Source organism: Fructilactobacillus sp. X3R5C2, from assembly GCF_059901175.1.
This window is the reverse complement of sequence record NZ_JBWXVC010000002.1, coordinates 1-19,825: the sequence shown is the minus strand read 5'-3', so window position 1 is coordinate 19,825 and position 19,825 is coordinate 1. Positions and strand designations below refer to the sequence as shown.

Annotated in this window: 19 protein-coding genes and 13 tRNA genes; 4 read left to right on the top strand and 28 right to left on the bottom strand. The window is 36.9% G+C overall.

Annotated elements, in window-relative coordinates; translation table 11 throughout:
* Positions 1–7 precede the first annotated feature (7 nt).
* From rsmH to AC6UD4_RS02120, 3 genes are all read right to left on the bottom strand, one after another.
* Positions 8–952: a 16S rRNA (cytosine(1402)-N(4))-methyltransferase RsmH gene (gene rsmH / locus AC6UD4_RS02130; protein ID WP_500693936.1), complete on the bottom strand. Its 945-nt coding sequence runs from the start codon at positions 950–952 to the stop codon at positions 8–10.
* Positions 953–968: 16 nt separating this feature from the next.
* Positions 969–1,394, bottom strand: coding sequence for a division/cell wall cluster transcriptional repressor MraZ (gene mraZ / locus AC6UD4_RS02125; protein WP_500693937.1), 426 nt, complete (start codon positions 1,392–1,394; stop codon positions 969–971).
* A gap of 133 nt (positions 1,395–1,527) precedes the next feature.
* On the bottom strand, positions 1,528–1,917 hold the full coding sequence (locus AC6UD4_RS02120) for a DUF3397 family protein (RefSeq protein WP_500693938.1): 390 nt from the start codon (positions 1,915–1,917) through the stop codon (positions 1,528–1,530).
* Between the two features lie 96 nt (positions 1,918–2,013).
* Here AC6UD4_RS02120 and AC6UD4_RS02115 point away from each other — a divergent pair, with 96 nt between their 5' ends.
* Entirely contained in the window at positions 2,014–2,139 is a 126-nt protein-coding gene (locus tag AC6UD4_RS02115) for a DUF4044 domain-containing protein (protein ID WP_500693939.1), read from the top strand.
* 49 nt (positions 2,140–2,188) lie between these two features.
* Here AC6UD4_RS02115 and AC6UD4_RS02110 read toward each other — a convergent pair whose 3' ends face one another.
* Together AC6UD4_RS02110 and AC6UD4_RS02105 are read right to left on the bottom strand one after the other, a co-directional pair.
* The gene (locus tag AC6UD4_RS02110; RefSeq protein WP_500693940.1) at positions 2,189–4,582 is read right to left on the bottom strand and encodes an FtsK/SpoIIIE family DNA translocase; all 2,394 of its coding nucleotides are present in this window, start codon (positions 4,580–4,582) and stop codon (positions 2,189–2,191) included.
* Between the two features lie 18 nt (positions 4,583–4,600).
* On the bottom strand, positions 4,601–5,113 hold the full coding sequence (locus AC6UD4_RS02105; RefSeq protein WP_500693941.1) for a tRNA (cytidine(34)-2'-O)-methyltransferase: 513 nt from the start codon (positions 5,111–5,113) through the stop codon (positions 4,601–4,603).
* 129 nt (positions 5,114–5,242) lie between these two features.
* Here AC6UD4_RS02105 and AC6UD4_RS02100 point away from each other — a divergent pair, with 129 nt between their 5' ends.
* Positions 5,243–5,824 (top strand): copper homeostasis protein CutC, encoded by a 582-nt coding sequence (locus AC6UD4_RS02100; RefSeq protein ID WP_500693942.1) that lies wholly within the window; start codon positions 5,243–5,245, stop codon positions 5,822–5,824.
* 80 nt (positions 5,825–5,904) lie between these two features.
* Here the strand turns inward: AC6UD4_RS02100 and AC6UD4_RS02095 are convergent, their stop codons facing one another.
* From AC6UD4_RS02095 to AC6UD4_RS02075, 5 genes are all read right to left on the bottom strand, one after another.
* A complete protein-coding gene (locus AC6UD4_RS02095; RefSeq protein ID WP_500693943.1) occupies positions 5,905–6,702 on the bottom strand; it encodes a MucBP domain-containing protein in 798 nt (265 codons plus the stop codon).
* A 72-nt stretch (positions 6,703–6,774) separates the two neighbouring features.
* Positions 6,775–9,300, bottom strand: a complete 2,526-nt coding sequence (locus AC6UD4_RS02090; RefSeq protein WP_500693944.1) for an SH3 domain-containing protein — start codon at positions 9,298–9,300, stop codon at positions 6,775–6,777.
* A gap of 248 nt (positions 9,301–9,548) precedes the next feature.
* Positions 9,549–10,430, bottom strand: coding sequence for an RluA family pseudouridine synthase (locus AC6UD4_RS02085; protein WP_500693945.1), 882 nt, complete (start codon positions 10,428–10,430; stop codon positions 9,549–9,551).
* Positions 10,423–11,235, bottom strand: a complete 813-nt coding sequence (locus AC6UD4_RS02080) for an NAD kinase (RefSeq protein ID WP_500693946.1) — start codon at positions 11,233–11,235, stop codon at positions 10,423–10,425. Before AC6UD4_RS02080 ends, AC6UD4_RS02085 begins: the two co-directional genes overlap by 8 nt.
* Complete coding sequence (locus AC6UD4_RS02075; protein ID WP_500693947.1) at positions 11,232–11,867, bottom strand: GTP pyrophosphokinase; 636 nt, start codon at positions 11,865–11,867, stop codon at positions 11,232–11,234. The genes AC6UD4_RS02080 and AC6UD4_RS02075 overlap by 4 nt, the downstream gene beginning before the upstream one ends.
* A gap of 176 nt (positions 11,868–12,043) precedes the next feature.
* Between AC6UD4_RS02075 and AC6UD4_RS02070 the strand changes: the two genes are divergently transcribed.
* Positions 12,044–12,628: a DsbA family protein gene (locus AC6UD4_RS02070; protein WP_500693948.1), complete on the top strand. Its 585-nt coding sequence runs from the start codon at positions 12,044–12,046 to the stop codon at positions 12,626–12,628.
* Positions 12,629–12,678: 50 nt separating this feature from the next.
* Here AC6UD4_RS02070 and AC6UD4_RS02065 read toward each other — a convergent pair whose 3' ends face one another.
* The 5 genes from AC6UD4_RS02065 to AC6UD4_RS02045 form a co-directional block, all read right to left on the bottom strand.
* Positions 12,679–13,488: an aldo/keto reductase gene (locus AC6UD4_RS02065; protein WP_500693949.1), complete on the bottom strand. Its 810-nt coding sequence runs from the start codon at positions 13,486–13,488 to the stop codon at positions 12,679–12,681.
* 80 nt (positions 13,489–13,568) lie between these two features.
* Complete coding sequence (gene pepF, locus AC6UD4_RS02060; protein ID WP_500693950.1) at positions 13,569–15,371, bottom strand: oligoendopeptidase F; 1,803 nt, start codon at positions 15,369–15,371, stop codon at positions 13,569–13,571.
* Positions 15,372–15,386: 15 nt separating this feature from the next.
* The gene (locus AC6UD4_RS02055; protein WP_500693951.1) at positions 15,387–16,430 is read right to left on the bottom strand and encodes a competence protein CoiA; all 1,044 of its coding nucleotides are present in this window, start codon (positions 16,428–16,430) and stop codon (positions 15,387–15,389) included.
* A gap of 85 nt (positions 16,431–16,515) precedes the next feature.
* Positions 16,516–17,220, bottom strand: a complete 705-nt coding sequence (locus AC6UD4_RS02050; protein ID WP_500693952.1) for an adaptor protein MecA — start codon at positions 17,218–17,220, stop codon at positions 16,516–16,518.
* A 15-nt stretch (positions 17,221–17,235) separates the two neighbouring features.
* Positions 17,236–17,976, bottom strand: a complete 741-nt coding sequence (locus tag AC6UD4_RS02045) for an MBL fold metallo-hydrolase (protein WP_500693953.1) — start codon at positions 17,974–17,976, stop codon at positions 17,236–17,238.
* Positions 17,977–18,079: 103 nt separating this feature from the next.
* Here AC6UD4_RS02045 and AC6UD4_RS02040 point away from each other — a divergent pair, with 103 nt between their 5' ends.
* On the top strand, positions 18,080–18,580 hold the full coding sequence (locus AC6UD4_RS02040; RefSeq protein ID WP_500693954.1) for a hypothetical protein: 501 nt from the start codon (positions 18,080–18,082) through the stop codon (positions 18,578–18,580).
* 61 nt (positions 18,581–18,641) lie between these two features.
* Here AC6UD4_RS02040 and AC6UD4_RS02035 read toward each other — a convergent pair.
* The 13 genes from AC6UD4_RS02035 to AC6UD4_RS01975 form a co-directional block, all read right to left on the bottom strand.
* A tRNA-Asp gene (locus tag AC6UD4_RS02035) sits at positions 18,642–18,716 on the bottom strand.
* Between the two features lie 4 nt (positions 18,717–18,720).
* Positions 18,721–18,794, bottom strand: a tRNA-Met gene (locus AC6UD4_RS02030).
* Between the two features lie 24 nt (positions 18,795–18,818).
* Positions 18,819–18,891 (bottom strand) — tRNA-Glu (locus AC6UD4_RS02025).
* A gap of 8 nt (positions 18,892–18,899) precedes the next feature.
* Positions 18,900–18,987 (bottom strand) — tRNA-Ser (locus AC6UD4_RS02020).
* 2 nt (positions 18,988–18,989) lie between these two features.
* A tRNA-Ile gene (locus AC6UD4_RS02015) sits at positions 18,990–19,064 on the bottom strand.
* A gap of 16 nt (positions 19,065–19,080) precedes the next feature.
* Positions 19,081–19,151, bottom strand: a tRNA-Gly gene (locus tag AC6UD4_RS02010).
* Positions 19,152–19,170: 19 nt separating this feature from the next.
* Positions 19,171–19,243 (bottom strand) — tRNA-Phe (locus AC6UD4_RS02005).
* Between the two features lie 7 nt (positions 19,244–19,250).
* A tRNA-Asp gene (locus AC6UD4_RS02000) sits at positions 19,251–19,325 on the bottom strand.
* A gap of 4 nt (positions 19,326–19,329) precedes the next feature.
* Positions 19,330–19,403 (bottom strand) — tRNA-Met (locus AC6UD4_RS01995).
* A gap of 9 nt (positions 19,404–19,412) precedes the next feature.
* Positions 19,413–19,502, bottom strand: a tRNA-Ser gene (locus AC6UD4_RS01990).
* 66 nt (positions 19,503–19,568) lie between these two features.
* Positions 19,569–19,642 (bottom strand) — tRNA-Ile (locus AC6UD4_RS01985).
* Positions 19,643–19,651: 9 nt separating this feature from the next.
* Positions 19,652–19,725 (bottom strand) — tRNA-Met (locus AC6UD4_RS01980).
* Positions 19,726–19,750: 25 nt separating this feature from the next.
* Positions 19,751–19,824, bottom strand: a tRNA-Pro gene (locus AC6UD4_RS01975).
* Between the last annotated feature and the right edge of the window lies 1 nt (position 19,825).

Sequence of the window (19,825 nt, the reverse complement as noted above, 5' to 3'; positions counted from 1 at the left end):
CCACCTCCTATTTAATTTTCTCAATGATTCTGAGTTTGGCACTGTGCGATCGATGATTTTGACTAAGTTCATCAGCACTGGGTAAAATTGGTTTTCTTTGGACCATTTTAAACTTTGGTTGCATTGAATCCGGTATGACCGGTAAATCATGGGGTAAATCTTGAATGGTGGTTTTTTCTTTAAAAATCCCCTTTACCAAACGATCTTCAAGCGATTGAAATGTGATTACACTAATCCGACCATGAACATTTAACATGTCTAACGCCTGCTCAAGTGAATCTTCTAAAGCGCCTAACTCATCATTAACGGCAATTCGTACGGCTTGAAAAACGCGCTTAGCTGGATTACCACCATGTCTTCGTGCTGGAGCTGGAATGGCATTCTTAATGATTTCAGCTAATTGACTTGTAGTATCGATTGGATGATCAGCTCTATTTTTTTCAATACTACGAGCAATTTGCTTAGAAAATTTTTCCTCACCATAACGATAAAAAATTTTCACTAACTTTTCATACGACCAGTGATTAATAACTTCCCAAGCATCTAGATCATTTCTTTGATCCATCCGCATATCAAGACGAGCATCTTTTTGATAACTAAAGCCCCGCTTGGCATCATCCAATTGTGGTGAAGAAACTCCTAAATCATAGACAACCCCATCAATTCCAACGACATCATAACGTTTCAAATCACGTTTAAAATTTCTAAAATTATCATGAATAAAAGTAATTTCATTATCTTTTAAGAACTTTTCTAAATGGGTTTGATTATAATCGATGGCAACTTGATCTTGATCAAAAGCGTATAAATGGCCATTTTTTAGTTCCGACAAGATCTTAGAACTATGGCCTCCGCCTCCAAGAGTACAATCAACATAGATTCCATTGGGCTTAACATCCAGACCACGAATAGCCTCATTTAATAAAACCGTTTGATGTTTAAACGTAGACATTAAAATTCACCTCAAGTTAGACATCAAGTAAATTTTCAGCAATATCGCTGAACTCACTCGAAGCCTCATCCGTATAACTATCCCACTTAGAAGCATCCCAAATTTCAAACCTAGTCGATACTCCAGCCAAAACACAGCTTTTGGTCAGGTCGGCATACTTACAAAGAGCGGTCGGGATATTGACTCGGCCTTGTTTATCAATATCACATTCAGTGGCCGCAGAAAAGAAAAAACGTGCAAACATTCGCGCATCTTTTTTGTTAAAGGGCAGTTCATTAATCTTATCCTGAACTTTTTGCCATTCATTCTCGGTATACCCAAAAAGACAGCCATCTAAACCACGAGTAATGACAAATTTATCTCCTAATAAATCTCTAAATTTAGCGGGAATGATGAGACGTCCCTTGGCATCGATGTTATGTCGATATTCGCCCATGAACATAATTCATCATTCCCTTCTCCCCTAAATATAAATTTAGTTTACCACAATAAACCACTTCCTACCACTTTGCCTCCATAAAAATCCACAAAAAATAAAAGCACTCCGGAAAACAAATCCCAGGAATGCTTTTATATCAGTGTATTATAATAATTTTTACAATCAAAGAAAATATAAAAATAATTATCCAATAAATGTCACTTATTCGCCAAAAATTAACTAAAAATTGTTTTGGCAACAACTGTCCTTCATCGATCACTCGGTAAAACAAAAAGATAATCCCAATTATCATCCAAGCCAAAATGAATAATGGCAAAAACGAAAATCCATGACTCGTCATAGTAATGACATGAACTAACCAAATTCCAATGATTGGAAATGAATCAAGAACACTCAGCCGTTGAAACATCCGATTTTTAGTAATGCGCTTAAAAAAAATAATAATAAAACCAATAATAATGAAAAGGAGTAAGGGCTTAATTAATGACTCCACTAATAAATGTAGATTAGATATATAATTGACCATTTTTAACCTCGTAAATTAGGTATAATAAGTGATTTGCAATATTTTTAGTTCAAAGTTAGAATTGTGACAGTATGAATACTGAAAGTGGTGGATACTTTGAATAAATGGAAAGATAAAACAACGTTTCAAAAGATCTTAATGATCTTTGTTTGGTTAATGATTATTGCAACCATTTTATCAGTGGTTGCTGGATCAGCAGCTGCTTTCTTTGGTGGCATGTAAATTAATAATATCGTTTTAGGGCATTCTGAAGCAAATTCAGAGTGTCTTTTTATTTTTCATCATCAGAAGAAGGCTTCTTATAGACGTCTCTAGGTTTACTTCCATGCTGTGGTCCAATATACCCACGTTGTTCCATATCATCAACAATCCGAGCCGCCCGATTATAACCAATTCGAAACTGACGTTGAATCATCGACGTACTGGCTTTTTGTTCTTTTACAACAAATTTCAGAGCATCATCAAATAGATCATCCTCATCATCGTCTTTTTCTTCTTCTTTAATTTCAGCATCAGTAACCATCATTGAGTCATCATATTCTGGCTCAGCTTGTTTCTTGACAAAATCAATCACGTTTTCAACATCACTATCAGAAATAAAGGAACCTTGGACACGCGCTGGAATGTTTTGATCGATCGGGAGATACAGCATATCACCCCTCCCAAGTAATTTTTCAGCTCCATTCGTATCTAAAATTGTTCTTGAATCAACTCCACTTGATACCGCAAAAGCGATTCTTGATGGGACATTAGCTTTAATCAATCCGGTAATAACATCAACTGACGGACGTTGAGTTGCCAAAATCATATGAACCCCAGCTGCTCTTCCCATCTGAGCTAGTCTAATGATGGCACTCTCCACTTCATTTGAGACCGTCATCATTAAATCAGCTAGTTCATCAACAACCACTACAATGTATGGGAGAGTTGGAAGAGCCGTACCTTCAGTCCGATTCTTTTCTTGAATATACTTATTATATCCACTAATTTTACGTTGACCTGTCTGGGCAAACATCTCATAACGATGTTCCATTTCATCAACCACTTTATGAAGAGCGCGAGCGGCTTTCTTAGGATCTGAAACCACTGGGCTTAAAAGATGAGGAATCCCATTATAAACACCCAACTCAACTTTCTTAGGGTCAATTAACATAAATTTAACCTGGTCGGGAGTAGCTTTTAAAAGAATACTAGTGAGAATTGAATTAATTGCAACCGACTTACCACTTCCAGTTGATCCCGCAATTAACAAATGAGGCATCTTGGTAATATCGCAAGAAACAACGTCACCGTTAACGTTTTTACCCAAAGGAACATTTAGAATACCATGGTTGTTACCAGTCTGATTTTCAAATACATCCCGAAACGAAACGGTCGAAATTGCTTTATTAGGAACTTCGATCCCAATTAAAGATTTGCCTGGAATTGGTGCTTCAATCCTGATGTCTTTTGCTGCTAATGCAAGTGCAATATCATCACTCAAATTGACAATTTTAGAAACTTTTACACCAATTGCTGGATGCAACTCATATTCGGTGACCGATGGTCCTAAGCTTACATTTTTTACCTCAGCATCAACCCCGAAACTCTTTAAAGTCTTTTGTAGAATTTTCGTATTTTTATCGATCGCATTATATTCTGCAGTCTGATCTTGCTCTGGCACTTTAGTAAGGAGATTAGTTGAAGGAAGTTGATAGTGGTTACCAGAAGAATTATTTTCAAAAGTTGGTAAACTCGTTTTGGTTTCATTATCAAAATGATTCCGTTTAGGCTTCTTACTTGCAACCGTTATGTGAGGAGTATTCTCATCTTGTTTAACACCAACATGTTCCGTTGGCTTATTGACTGGAACAGTTGGTGAATTAACGGATGCTTGAGACCGCGAACTGTTCTTCTCATTTTCTTTTTGATGTCCTAGATAATCTTGAAACTGATTTGTCTTTGCTGATTGCTGCTTTTGTAATTTTCGATTATTTCGTCGCTCTTGATTATTCAGGTGCGCCCGATTAAATGACGCAATAATCGCAGTAAACCACTTAGCTGACCAAGTCAAAAAGCTTTTGAGCCACTTAATAACTGGTAGTTTAAAGAAGATGATCGCTCCAACGACCATTAAACTGTAAGCAAGGATCAAAGTCCCAACTAACGAGATAAGGGTATCGAAAAAAGATAATAACGTAGCGCCAATCATCCCACCCCCAACGTTACTAGTAGAGACACCGTTAGTAATATCAGAAAGTAACGCATTGAAGGTGGTGGACACAAAGTTAACATGGGAATTTAAAGAATTCGAAAAGGTAATGGATAAGTTTAAAATCCAACCAATAAATGCTATCAAAAAACCCAAAATATAATGGTAATCGATTCGAGGAATCTTAATTCCTAGAAGCAATAAGATGCCAAAAACACCTAGAAAAATTGCCAAAACCTGGTAGGCGTTCCCAACCACTAACCGAAATACATTAGCAAACAGGGTCCCCGCCATTCCTAAGCTGAAAAAGCCTAAAACGGCGATCAACATAAAAATCAAACCAATGATATTTAATTTCTTTTCACCGCAAAAGTTCTTTAATTTGTTCCAAACAGAATTTCTTTTTTTCCTTGGACGACGTTTTCTCGTTATTTTACGCTTTGTAGTTTTACGTTTTGTTTTTCGTTGAGCCAACTAAGGCACCCCTTCGCATTATTTTAATTTATCATGCTCATAAGTATGAGTCACTTCAAGTCCAGCAAATTTCTGTTGCCTTAAAGCCTCATACATTACAATCGCACAAGTGTTCGATAAATTCAATGCTCGAATATGAGAATCATCTTGAGGAATTCTAATAGCTTGTTTGGAATACTGACGTTCAAAGTTTTCGGGCAATCCCGTCGTTTCTTTTCCAAACAAAAAATAATAATCCACGTTATCATCACTATAATTAGGATCTGTATACACCTTTTTCCCAAACTTTGAAACCAAAAACAACCTTTGCTTGTCTGGAATGGTTTTTAAAAATTCAGGAAGATTCTCGTGATAATTGATCTTAACCTTATCCCAGTAATCTAATCCAGCTCTCTTTAAGTGTTTATCATCAACCGAAAAACCCAATGGTTTAATTAAATCAAGAACGGTATCAGTTCCCGCACATGTTCTTGCAATATTGCCAGTATTAGCTGGCATTAATGGTTCAAATAATGCAATATGATTAGTCATTTACATCCTCCAATAATTCGTTCAATAACTTTCTTTTTCAATTATATCACGCGTCTAATTCCATTTAAGCGCAAAATCGATGTCAATTCAGATCTATAATAGTTATAATTGTTGCAGGAGGTAGTTTATATGACAATCGTTGAACCACTTGTATCAAAATTTAGAGAGGTATCTGCTGAACTTGAAAGTTCTCAATTAAAAATTGCAATTAATCAGGAAATGATGACCCCTAGTCGTGGATTTATCGCAGAAGCATGTAAATATGCTCACGAAAAAAAGCGAAGCCTCGACGTCTTAATTTCATCAAATAATAATACTAGTACCTTTAATGATTCTGAGATAAAAATCATGGAAGATGATCTTTTCCAATGCCAAGAGTTAGGTGTTGATGGTGTCATTATTGGTGCTTTAAATGACCAAAATAAAGTCGACTTAGAGGCCATGGAAATTTTGATGGCAGCAGCAGGCGGCATGCAACTGTATTTTTCACCTGCATTTGATCAAATAATTGAAAAAAAATGGACTGATACTCTGAACTGGATTGATAACAATAACTTTGCTGGAGTAGTTGCATCAACCAGAATAGAAAGTTTATCTGCAAAAATAAAAAATTATCAGAATCTTCAGTTAATTCCACTCGTAGAGTCCAAAGATGAATTGGATAAGGTCCAAAAGATTGCTGATCCCAATATTATAATTAACAAAAAATAGCTTCAGCTATAAAAATAATCCCGTAACGCTAAAAACTAACGTTACGGGATTATTTGTTTTTCTCCAATCAATGAACTTTTTTAATGCTCAAAATGACGTGGTCCTCTGAACTTGTGCCATAGAAAAGCACCAACTCCAGCAACTACCACCACAATAATTCCTCCAACTACCCAGGGAGTAATGCTCCCATCTTTTTTCTCGTGCTTAGCATCATTTTTGTCATGATCTTTTTTTGCCTTTTTATTTTTCTGATTCTTCTTATCAGATTGATTCTTTTTATCCTTGGCATTCTTATCAGCATTGGGTTTTTGGGAATTATCTTTGGCCTTTGATTGATCCTTGGCTTTTTCATTTGTCTGATTATTACTAGTAGCATTTTTCTGGGTACCAGTAGCTGAACTATCACTAGTCCCGTTACTATTTTTATTCTTACCATTAGTCTGACTACTATTACTACCATTGGAACTCACACCAGCATTAGCACGGTTAGGTTGTTTATTATTTGCCGTACTGTTACCAGTTGATGAATAAATAATCGTCATTTCCATAATATCTGTCGAACTATCACTACCACCAAATGTCATTTGGGGACCATTACTATTATTTTGTCCATTTTGAATACTAGAATACTTGTATCCAGGAATGTTAGGAATCGACGCAATATAGGTACTACCAGTTGCTCCCATGGCGGTGGTTGCAGGACGAATTACGTGACCATTTTGATCAACGTAGTGAACTACAATCTCCCCTTGACCACTATTACCCTGCGCAAATTGAGTAGTTTGCGCATTAACATGTCCCACATTAGGCACAAACACTCCAATGGTGACCACTGCAAAACTAATTAAAATTAGTGAGGTTACTTTCTTTAAGTTCATAATCCATACTCCATTTCATTTATTTGAAAATGTTTAAGGGTGTTTCTAAAAATTATTTTCACCTAATTAATTTTAGTTCAAGTCGGCAACGTAACGATATGCACCTGAAGCTGCTCGGTATCTTAACCATGTGTATCCATTAGCAATTACTTTGCCATCATAAACAACGCTTTCTCCAGCATCATATTGTCCCACAACTTGTGAACTAGTACTTGGTGAAGTTCTAATGTTAGTAGCGTGTCTGAAAGTAAATCGGCCAGAAGTGGGAGTAACGTCTGATTGGTTGTTACCAGAAACAGAACCATTTCCTAATTCAGCAACATAACGGTAGGCACCTGATCCACCACGATATCTTAACCATGTGTATCCATTAGCAATTACTTTGCCATCGTACACTACTCGTTCACCAGCATTATATTGGCCTACGACCTGTGAATTAGTATTTGGAGCAGTTCTGACGTTTGTAGTTTGACCAAATGTATAAGTACCTGAAGTTTCAGTGACATTTGGTTGGTTATTTGGAGTTGAAGTATTGTTATCTAGTTTAGCAACGTAACGGTAGGCACCTGAAGCTGCCTTATATCTTAACCATGTGTATCCATCGGCATTAACAGTACCATCATAAACAACTCGCTCACCGGCATCGTACTGTCCCACAATTTGTGCACTAGTACTTGGAGCAGTTCTAATGTTGGTAGTTTGATTAAAGGTATACATCCCTGATTCTTGCTTAACGTTTGCATCTGGATTAGGTGCGGGAGTGGAAGTATTGCTTAATTTAGCAACGTAACGATAGGCACCTGATCCACCACGATATCTTAGCCATGTGTATCCATCGGCTTGGATAGTACCATCATAAACAACTCGTTCACCGGCATCGTATTGACCTACAATCTGAGAACTAGTACTTGGAGCAGTTCTAATGTTAGTAGTTTGACCGAATGTATAGGTTCCAGAAGCTGGTGTGACATTTGACTCTGGATTTGAGGCTGGTACGTCGCTTACCTTAGCAACATACAAATCATCACCAGAATATGATTTGTATCTTAACCATGTATATCCATCAGCATCAACAGTCCCATTGTAAATGACACTTTCTCCAGCCTTATATTGTCCTACAACTGGAGCACTTAGGCTTGGTGAAGTTCTAATATTGGTGGTTTGACTGAAGGTATAAGTACCAGAAGCTGGCTTAACATCAGGAGCTGGTAGTGGATTACCTTCATCTTGAAAGGCGATTTGATCGATGCTAGTTAAATTATAGTTACGGACACAGTTAATAAGTGTCTGAGCATAACTAGGATCAGTCGCATATCCATCATTTTGTAAAGCATAGGCTACACTCACGTAATCTCGTACGCCAAGTAAGTTGCTGTAACGTGGGTTGTCTCTTAAGAAAGCACCATGGTCTTCAATGCTTGCAGCCCAGCTTGGGTATAATCTAAAGGCTGCTTGAACAGTAACCCAGTGTCCATTGATGTATTCTTGAGTTGGAAAGTAAATTGATTGACCGTTATAAGAACCTTTGATTCCAAATAAATTGTTACCCTTAACGGCTAATCCAGATCTCCCCCAACCACTTTCAATGATGGCCTGAGCGATTGAAATTGATGGTAAAACACCATATTTCTTCCATCCAGCAATTGCACCAGGAGTCACCTTATTAATAAAGTCCTGAGTATAACTGGCAAAATTAGTGTTATTTGAAACATTAAAATTAGTATATTGTGATGGGCGTTGCACGTTTTGATTTACGTTGTTTTCAACGCTTGAATCATAATAACCAGGACCAATCTGCTTATCTGGAGTGGCAACGTCAGCCTTTAAGTTAACGTTTTGATTTTGATCTGCATTCTGTTGATGCTCATTATTATTTTCAGAAACTTTGTTCTCGTTTTCAGCATTATCAGCTGCCTTGAGAGCAACTTCAGAATTTTGTACTGATTGTTGACTATCATCAGCTTTTGTTACTTGCTTTTGATCACTAGTCTCTGAAACTTTTGGTGATTGTTGCTGTTCATTAGAATTATTCTGATCTTTGACATTATTAGTCTCGGTCGATTTTGAAACAGCATTACTATCATTTAATGAGTTAGTTTGAACTGATTGATCAGTCTTAGTTGGTTGTTGATTATCAGTAGTAACTTCATTTTCGTTCTGAGATTGTTTAGAATCACTTGATTGTAATGTTGGTGTATGTACATTTGTTTCAGAAGAATTCTTAACTTCTGTATTTGTCTCACCATTTACTGATTCTGCTTGTTGTAACTGAGTGGCAGTCTTATTAGTGTTTTCCACTTGGGCTGAACCACTATTGTTTTGGGTTTGATTAGTGTTTGCAACTGTTGGTTGTTCTTGAACAATTTCCTTCTTTGGTTGAACATTTGAAGCCGGTTCACTTTCAGAAACTGGGACAGTACTTACCTTATCAGCATTTACTGAACTATTTAAGTTAAACGTGAACAATGCCGCACTGGCAAAGACCGTACCCATAGCTACTTTCATCCAGCCCTTTTTGGTTTTCACCAACTTGTTACGGCGTTTAGTCTCTCCGGTACTAAGAGCCATTTGGTTGTGCTTCTTAATGAGCTTCTTCATCAATTATCTCTCCTTTTCAAAACTGTAACATCATAATTAAGTATAACATCTAACGATCAAAAATTAATAAAAATATAAACAATATTAATAGTAATTATTCTAAAGTGAAATCTTAAAAATGTCTACCCCAATTTACTTAATTATTTATTTTGGCTCATCTTTAACTCATGAAAAAATAAAATTCTAGGACACCAGTGTCCTAGAATTATATGTTTTAGCTAACCAAATATTATAAAAATCAATAAATCTTAATTCAATAACTCTTTAAAATCACTAGGAATTTGGGATTCGACTTTGATGCCCTTTTTTTCAAACGGATCAAAAAAAATTGTCTGATAACAATGTAGTTTTTGCCGTTTATTGCTGTGTTCGTGAGGATTATATAGCCAGTCTCCCACAAGCGGATAGCCAATTCTTGCAAAATGAACCCGAATTTGATGTGTTCGCCCCGTATGCAACCTAATTTTGACCAACGACATTCCATTATTAACCTTCAATGTCCAAAATTCAGTTCGACAATATTTGCCGTCATTTCTGACTTCTCGTTCGATAAATGATCCTGGTTTTCTACCAATTGGGAGCACAATCTGCCCGTGCTTGATGTTAAGTTCACCTAACACAACGGCAACATAATATTTTTTTACCTGTCGGTCTTTCAGTTGCTTATCAAGTACCGAATGAGCTAAATGATTCTTAGCAAAAATAACCGGACCACTCGTATCACGATCAAGCCGATTAACGATGTGAACCTTCTTACTTGGATAATCATTACGAACATAATAACCTAAAACACGATTTAAAATTGTGTCATTAGGATAAATATGTGAAGGAACTGAAGCAACTCCGACCGGCTTATCAATTACCAGAAAATTATCATTTTCAAATAAAATCTTAATCGGTAAATTTGAAACCTGTAAAAAATCATTTTGTTCTTCAGGTGGCAAAATGACCTTAACTCGATCACCACGTGATAATTCAAAACTAGTATAAACATCCCTGCTATTCACCATCAAGTGACCACCATGATAACGAATACTTTTAAGCAGCGATCTGGTAACCCCATTTTTCATCACAAACGTTCTGACTTTCATGGGTTTATATTCATCATAAATCCAATCAAAACTAATCATCGTCAAGGGTTTCCCCAATGAATGAATTACTTACCCGCTGCCAAAAATGAGTGTGACGATATTTGGCAAAATAAATTCTTCGTTTGGAAATTTTGAATTTAATGGACTTAATTGGACGATCTTTAATTAATAACTGGTCGTATGTTAGAACGTTATGGAGTGATACCTCCGGCACAATCGTAATGGATTCAGTTGGTGGAATAATGATCGGTGAACCAATCGTTCGAAAAACCCGGTTATTAATTGAAGCCATCTCAGCCACTTGAATTGAATTGAACTTAGGCGAAATAATTGCTCCCCCTACTGATTTATTGTATGCGGTTGATCCAGTGGGAGTTGAAATACATAATCCATCGCCACGAAAGTTTTCAAAAAGTTCTCCTTTGATGAAGACTTTGGCCACCATCGTTCCGAACAGTTTTTTAAAGGTAGCCTCATTTAGCGCAATCATATAATCTGGTTGGCCACCATCAGCATAATCTACTTCGATATCTAATAAGGGATAGCTAACACTTTGACCATTATCATGCTTCAAACTTTCAACCAACTGGGTCACTTCAGTATCACGCCAGTCAGTATAAAATCCCAAATGACCCGTGTGAATTCCAACGAACCTAATCTTGTCAGTCAAATCATCGTAATGATGAAAAGCAGAAAGTAACGTACCATCTCCACCAACGGAAATTACAATTTCAGGATTAAGTTCATCAATTTCTAAATCTTTTGCATTTTCAATCTCTTTTGATAATTCCGATGCAATTCGACTCGAGGTCTCACCATCGTTACTATAAATTGCAATTTTCATTTTTGGTCCCTCGATTCGTGTTTATCGTTTTGATCCTTAAGATCTCGATCTAACTCTTGTTTAATCTCTAACATTTCTTCATCCAACTTATAAGCGGTTTCCGATGCCCCCTGTAACCTCTTATGAACTTCAGGAGGAAAAACATCAGGATGCTTATAATTTAAAGAATGTTCAATGGTAGCCCAAAAGTTCATTGCTAAAGTTCTAATTTGAATTTCAGCCAGAATATCCCTTTGCCCATCGACTAACTGCAAGGGATAACTAAATACAATGTGGTATGAACGGTAGCCACTGGCTTTCTCATTATTAACGTAATCCCGTTCTTCTAAAATATTAATGTCATTTCGTTTTCTAAGAATGTCTACTACCGTGTAAATATCATCAAGAAATTCACACATAATGCGCAACCCACAAATATCTTCCATGTCTTCAGACAAACGTGATTCTTCAATGTGACGTCGCTGCATCTTTTCCTTGATACTATCGATTGGCTTAATTCTACTAGTAACAAACTCAATTGGTGAGCGTTCACCACGTTCTAAGTACTCGGAGCGAATCCCACGTAATTTTAATTTTAATTCATTTGAAGCTTCTTGATATGGAAATAAAAAGTCATCCCAATTCTTCACCATAAAACAACAATCTCCAGTCTGTCATATTGTTCCAGAAACATAATACCACACTTAATTATCATCCCAGTATAATAAGAGTACTAAAACAAATTTATTGAATTTTTATAAAAAAATGATAATCTAGTAAGTGCGTCGTTATAGAAGAGAAAGATAACAAACTAGGAAAGGAAAAAGTTATGATTGAACTATATTTATTTGTAGACCCAACTTGCAGTGATTGTGCTGAATCTGAACAAACTATTGATCGTTTATCAAAGCAATTACCCTGTAAGACATCATTTCGAATCATTCCGATCATGAACCTTAGCGTTATATCAGGTAATAAGGAAGCTCACTCACAACTTCTTCCATATAAACTAATCCTTGATTATAAAGCAGCACTATTTCAAGGAGCAAAAAAGGGTCGAACCTTTTTGTTTGCACTACAGCACGACATTCTAAAAAGAAACATGACTTACTGTGATAGCTTAGTTTACGACATTGCCCAAAAAGCTAATCTAGACTTGGAAATGTTTAAAGAAGACCGTCGTTCAAAATTAACTGAGAGCACCTTTCAATCTGATCAACAAATGATTTCAGAAATGAATATTTCAAATCATGGTAATTTAGTAATATTTGACTGTGATTCTTCAGACAACGGTTTACTAATTGATAAAGTTGATTACCAAGAATTATTTGATATTTGTAATCACATAATTCAAAAGGAATCAAGAGAGCTTGATGGTAAAATTAAACAAACAAATAATCTTCGAGTTCTCTAGAATAAAAAGGGTTTCACACTTTTAAAAGTGTGAAACCCTTTTTTTGACTATTAAAGCCAACCAAATTGACTCTTTTCAGTATCTAGTTTATTAATTTCTTTCATTTCATCGGGTGTTAACTCAAAATTGAAAATATCCAAATTACTTTTAATCCGATCTGGTTTAGTGGATCGTGGTAAAACAATAATTCCATTTTGAATTAAGAAGCGAAGGCCCACCTGACCAATGGTCTTATCGTGAGCTTGAGCAATCTTTCCCAACGTTTCATTGGTAAAGAAGCCGTTACGACCTCGTGCAAATGGTGACCAAGCTTCCAGTCGTAAATCATCTTTTTTAGCAACCGGCAAAAAGTCCCTTTGTTGCCGAAATACGTTAGTCTCAACTTGATCGACAACTGGTTTAATGGTTGCACTCTTCAAAATGGTACTGAGATCATCACCATAAAAGTTGGACAAACCGATGCTCTTTAGTTTACCAGCCTTAACGGCATCTTCCATTGCTCTGTAAGTTTCCGTTAAATCACCTGCAGGCCAATGATACAACATTAAATCAATATAGTCAGTTTGTAATTTTTCTAATGCTTCATCAATCATTTTAGTTGCTTCATCATAAGATTCTGGGCTTTCAATCTTAGTGGTCAGAAAAATATCATCACGGTTAACATCACTGTTCTTGATTGCATTTCCAACTTCACGTTCATTTCCATAATCACGTGCAGTATCGATCCCAGGATAACCATCTTTTAATGCTTGATCGACACTCTTTTCCGTCTCTCTAGCTGGAATTTCATAGGTTCCAAAAAAGATCTGTGGGATTTTAATCCCATTATTTAAAGTAAATGTTTCATCTTCAGCTGTCATGCAAACACCCCTCCTCAATTAATTACAAGTACAGCATATTCCTCTCACATAATATTTCAAACATTGTGCTCACCGTATATTTAAAGCATTTTTTCCAGTTCATCTAAGCGTCTTTCAAACTTATCAAAGGCTTGATTTAAATAATCCGGTTTAGTCATATCAACTCCAGCTGCTTTCATAATAGTAATAGGATCCTTACTACTTCCTGATTTTAAATAGTTCAGATACGAATCAATCTTTTTAGGATCTCCACTCATAACTCGATCCGCTAATGCGGAAGCAGCCGCAAAACCAGTTGCGTACTGATAAACGTAGAAATCATAGTAAAAATGGGGAATCCTAGACCATTCAAGTCGAATCTCAGGATCAGAAACAACGTCTTTTCCATAGTACTCTTGGTTCAAATTAAAGTAATATTTGTTCATAAATTCCGCAGTTAATGACTTTCCTTCTTGTTCTGATTGATGGATAAACTCTTCAAATTCAGCAAACTGGGTTTGCCGAAAAATTGTTCCCTTTACTCCATCTAAGTAGGAATTAAGGATGTATTTGCGAACCTCTGGATCAGAATTATTTTTAAGTAAGTAATCAGTCAAGATATTTTCGTTAGTAGTTGACGCAATTTCGGCCACAAAAATTGAATAATCGCCGTACTGGTATGGTTGGTTATGAGAAGTATAGTAACTGTGCATACTATGTCCTGTTTCGTGCACCAAAGTGTATAAATTATCAAGATTATCTTGCCAATTAAGCAAAACAAATGGATTCGTATCATACATCCCAGATGAGTATGCTCCCGTTCGTTTCCCTTTATTTTCAACTACATCAATCCAGCGATTATTAAATTCTTCTTTAACGTGTTTAACGTAATCCGGACCGTAAACGCTCAGTGCCTTTAAAGCTTCATCCTTCGCTTGCCCAAAGGAATACTTGAGACTTGGTTTTCCACTTAATGGCACGTACATATCATACATGTGTAATTCAGAAACATTCAAAGCTTTTTTTCTGAGCGCAACGTACCGATGAAATAACGGTAAGTGATCATGAACACTTTTTACTAAGGTTGTATAGACAGTTTCAGGAATCTCATTTTCACTCATTGCCATTTGTCTTGCTGAATCATATTTTCTCGTCTGTGCTTCAAAGTTATGAACAGATACTTCTGCTGACAAAGTTGAAGCAAGCGTGTTTTGAAATTGATCAAAGGTTGAGTAAAAGGATTTGAAAGCATTCTTTCTCACTTTTCGATCTTGCGACTCCAAGAGTAAACTATAAATACCGTTAGAAAGCCGTACTTTTTTACCCGACCCATCATTCACCTGAGGAAATTTAAGGTCAGAACTATCTAAGATTCCAAATGTCTTTTCGGGTGCCTCAAAAATTGTTGAAGCCCTAGCCATCAACTTTTCTTGGTCCTCAGGTAAGACATGATCCTGATTAACTAAAATCTTATCAAAAAATCTTCGATATTCTTCTAACTTTGGATTTTCCCTAATAAACTGTTTGATGCTTTCAGACCCTAAGGAAATGATTTCGGGCTCTAACCAAGACTGTGCCTGACCAACTTTGCTTCCTAATTTATTAACCCGGTCCATGTCACTCTGTAATTCATTATTAGTAGTATCAACATCACTAGCTGACTGAGCATAAACATATAACTTTTCATATTTTCGATTCAAGTCCAATACTTGCCTAATTACATTTAAAAGCGACTCACTATTTAAGCCAAGTTGCCCCTTTAATTGACTAACCTTTCCAACTAAATCATTAGCTTCACTATATGCTCGTTCGAACTCCGCATGATCCTTATACACAGTAGTCAAATCCCAAGTTAATTCTTTTGGAACCTCGTTTCGATTTGGCAAATCATTTATCTTTGACATTTTACAATCTCCATTTCATGAACGTTTCTTAATCATGCTTATCTTAGCATAAACATCTCTATACCACGTAAATTCTTCAACTCGTTCAATCTTTCCATCATCAATCACCAACAGCTTATTATGAATCAAACAAGCCACAAACCTTTGAATATAAGCCTTCCTTACATTTTCAACATTGGTTAGAAAAACAAATTGATCATTTGGATCAGCAAAATGGCTTTCTTGATATACTTTATCCATAAATTGAAAAATACTTTTACCAACCCACTTTTTTAGTTCACAGACGAAAATTATTTCCCAAGTCAACCACTGGTGACCGAAAACTGGAGGCAACATCCGATAATGATGACAAATAAGTGGACATCCAGTCACCGTCTTGCCATTTAGGTAGCAGTATTCCTGTAAAGCCATCATCCCCTGATCACGATAGCGAACTTTCTTCTCAATTTGTTTACATACCTTGATTAAATTGGGCTGCCTTAATTTATCAGATTGCTTTTTGTTAAAAAATTCAAACATTGAATACCAGCGTTTAAATGACTTCTCTCGGTAACGATAGACCCCATCAACTTGATGAATTTGGTAGCGGATAAAATATCGTGATCTAAAAGAATTCATATAAACAAGATAGTACCCCGTGTTTTTATGATATCTAATGAATTGAAGTACTGAAGGACTTGAAACCTTCTTTTTATAATATTTCATTCCCAAGATCCAAGAAGATTCTAGACCAATTGAATGGTAACCAGCTACCCGCTTACTCAACTGTTGAAAGCTAATAGGGCTGCATTGATACTCAATTGCCATATTACTCAAAAGAATATCCGCTCGTTGTTTTAAAGCTGGTAAATATACCTCTACATCAGCATCACATGGTAACGAGTTTAATATGATGTCTTTGCCAAGTGTATGCGCATAAGATTCACCGGCTCCCGTTTTACACTTCGAATTTGCTTGATGAGCAAAATGTGGAATTTTATTAATACCCTTTTTCAAAACCACCAATTCACCACAATCACAGCAATAATATTTATGATTCCTTTTGGCATCTCGTGCCATAATAAGCTTTCCATTTTCTAAAGCCATTAACATAAAAAAGACCCTTCGCAATATACGAAAAAAGATTCGCTAAATGCGAATCTTTTTACTTAAAATAATATGCAATTGTTTCAAGTGCATCACCAACCGTAATTTGCTTACCATACTTCTTTAATTTGTCTTCAGTCAGTGGCGCAATTTTCCCATACTCATAAACAATTCCCATTTCATCATTAATCATATGATTAAGGTCATCAAGATTAGAATTACCCTCACTATCGTACTGACCATTCAAATAGTATCTGAACATAATAATATACGAATTTTGATATTGATACAAATCAGTTTTTAATTCTACTGAATGGCGGGGAGTAACTTCCTTCCATTTATTGGCAAGCCCAATTAAATCATCAAATGAATTGAATTTGATTGGAATTAGTCGTTTACCAGTCTTTTTATCAAAGGTATCATACATCTTGCGAATATCATTAACGTTTTTGCTGGTTCTTTGTTTTCCATTTTCATTTAATGGAGGTAACATCCCACCATTATCGCCAATTTGATTCGAAATATTCTTATCTTTACTAATAAATAACTCTAATCCATCTTGGCTAGGAAGAATTTGAAACAAAACCGTATCTGTATCCGTAAAGTCTTTTTCAACGTCAGCTTCATCAAGAATGCTATAGAAAAATTGTTCACATTTTTCTCGATTCCCTAAAAGATCAAGCATCCCAATTCCATGCTTTTTTAAGTCTTCCTTGTTAATCAGTACACGGATTGTATCTTTGTTAACACGATGGAATTTCATAAAACAAATCGCCTCCTAAATCCTAATTGCCTTTCTTATTTTAGGCAATTCAACATTAACCTTTTTGCCAGCGGCTTGTTGTGCTTGCTGTAACAATTTTACGTGACTACCATTTTGAGGAAGATGACTTATTAACAGGTTCTTACTATCTGACAATCGAGCTAAGTGACCAGATTGTTTAGAGGTCATATGCCACAATTTACCATCTACGTCCTCAAAGAAATTCGTATCTGATATTAACATATCAGAGTTCTTAACAAAATTAATTAGACCATCAAAATAACGTGTATCAGCTGTGTAACTCAATACTTTTCCAGATGATCGTTCAACAATCTTCATCGCAAAGGCTGGCACGGGATGAATCGTCTTTAAAAATGTGACTGTAAATGGTCCCACTTCAAGTTCACTATCAGCACTAAAGGGTTCTTTCTCAGTCGAATTGGGCCAATCTAACTGGTTGTAATGAATCTGATCGGTTGTATTTCCGTAAATCGGTAAAACATCTGTATCATAGCGTTTATCATGTAACTGCCAATAGTACTGTAACACCCCAACATCAGCGATGTGATCTGCATGATAATGTGACAAGATAATTGCATTTAATTTTAGTGGGTCTAAGACCTTCTCTAATGAGAGCATTATTCCGCTCCCACAGTCAATCAACAAATTAAAGTTACCGCTAGTAACTAAATATCCACTAGTACCAATTCCATCATAAGGATAACCACCATAATCACCTAAAACCGTAAGTTTCATTTTTATCCCCCATTTCCAAAAATTAGGACATTTTCCTTTTAACTCATTAGGATTTATTCTAAACTAATTATGAAGCAATTTACATCAAAAGGAAGTTAATAATATGATAAGACAAATTTCTGTAACATTTGGCACGAAGAATGTATTAGTGCACATCATGAAAAGTAATCCTGAAAGAGATTTAGCACTATTCTCTACCAACAATAACGATTCAGGCCTCCAGCTCCTGGATTACAGTGGAAAGGAATCAATTTTCAAAAGTCCCATCACTTATGACGTCCTTTCACACGTTGGCGAAGACAACTGGAGTTATTTCATTAATTATGTGGAACTTTCACCATCAGATGACCAACGTAAAGTTTTAGATGCAAACATGAACACCTTCATGAGCAGTCCTGAATTACCAAGCGGAATGTTTTCGGGGTATTATATGTCAGATTCAAAGGATCATACTAAGCGTATTATTCTCACTTTATGGCGTGGAGCATACGCATACAATGATTGGGCTAATCGTCCTGAAAGTATTGTTTCTAAATTTAAAAACGATCCTAACATTGATTACCGCTCAGCCAGTTATCAACGGGTTGCACCAACAAATAATTAATAATTAATAGATATAAAAAAAGAGATGAATAATTCATCTCTTTTTTTATATGATAATGATACGGTTCGTACGAGACTCGAACTCGTGATCTCCTGCGTGACAGGCAGGCGTCCTGAACCAACTAGACCAACGAACCAAAATTGCGGGAGCTGGATTTGAACCAACGACCTCCGGGTTATGAGCCCGACGAGCTACCAGACTGCTCTATCCCGCGATAATTATATAGTAAAAATAATGATGACCCGTACGGGATTCGAACCCATGTTACTGCCGTGAAAGGGCAGTGTCTTAAACCACTTGACCAACGGGTCATAATAAACGGAGAAGGAGAGATTCGAACTCTCGCGCCGCTTGCGCGACCTACACCCTTAGCAGGGGCGCCTCTTCAGCCACTTGAGTACTTCTCCAATGGGTCTAGGTGGACTCGAACCATCGACCTCACGCTTATCAGGCGTGCGCTCTAAACCGACTGAGCTATAGACCCAAATAAAACAAATAAAAGCGGGTGACGAGAATCGGACTCGCGACAGTAGCTTGGAAGGCTACGGTTTTACCACTAAACTACACCCGCATAAAAATATTAAATTAAGTGGCGCGGGACAGAATCGAACTGCCGACACACGGAGCTTCAATCCGTTGCTCTACCAACTGAGCTACCGAGCCATTTAAGCGGTTCGTACGAGACTCGAACTCGTGATCTCCTGCGTGACAGGCAGGCGTCCTGAACCAACTAGACCAACGAACCAAAATTGCGGGAGCTGGATTTGAACCAACGACCTCCGGGTTATGAGCCCGACGAGCTACCAGACTGCTCTATCCCGCGATAATATAAAGGAGGATGAGAGATTCGAACTCTCGCGCGATTTGACTCGCCTGACGGTTTTCAAGACCGTTCCCTTCAGCCAGACTTGGGTAATCCTCCAAAAACAACAAAGTAATTGTAACATATAAGTCAATAAACCTCAACGCCCACCAAACAGCGTTCGGATGGACCTTGTAGGACTCGAACCTACGACCGGACGGTTATGAGCCGTCTGCTCTAACCAACTGAGCTAAAGGTCCAAGACCTAATCGCGGCAGAGGGGATCGAACCCCCGACCTCCCGGGTATGAACCGGACGCTCTAGCCAGCTGAGCTACACCGCGATTTAAGATACATAAAAGTATCTAATCGGGAAGACAGGATTCGAACCTGCGACCCCCTGGTCCCAAACCAGGTGCTCTACCAAGCTGAGCTACTTCCCGA